At 26.9% G+C, this 450-nt stretch carries 1 protein-coding gene; it reads right to left on the bottom strand.

Annotation, left to right across the window (positions count from 1 at the left end; all coding sequences use genetic code 11):
- On the bottom strand, positions 1 to 450 hold a 450-nt coding region (locus ETC00_RS19855; RefSeq protein WP_371808925.1), incomplete at both ends, for an RCC1 domain-containing protein.

Raw genomic sequence — 450 nt, 5'->3', positions numbered from 1 at the left:
ATCCACATACAATATCTTTTACATTACTAATAGGTATATTAACTATACTAGTTTGATTAGTAGTATTACCTATACCTAATTGTCCATATGCATTATTTCCACATCCTCTAATACTACCATCATTTAATATAAAGAATGTATGATATCCTCCACATCTAATATCTTTCACATTACTAATAGGTATATTAACTATACTAGATTGATTATTAGTATTACCTATACCTAATTGACCATAATCATTTCTTCCACATCCTCTAATACTACCATCATTTAATATAAATATTGTATGTTCGAATCCACATACAATATCTTTCACATTACTAATAGGTATATTAACTATACTAGTTTGATTAGTAGTATTACCTATACCTAATTGACCATATGCATTATATCCACATCCTCTAACAGTACCATCATTTAATATAAATAATGTATGATATCCTCCACATC

Source organism: Brevibacillus sp. MCWH, from assembly GCF_013096935.1.
In the GTDB taxonomy this organism is placed as follows: Bacteria; Bacillota; Bacilli; order Brevibacillales; family Brevibacillaceae; genus Brevibacillus; species Brevibacillus aydinogluensis.
The sequence above is the reverse complement of the archived record's forward strand: the minus strand, read 5'-3'. Positions and strand labels throughout refer to the sequence as shown.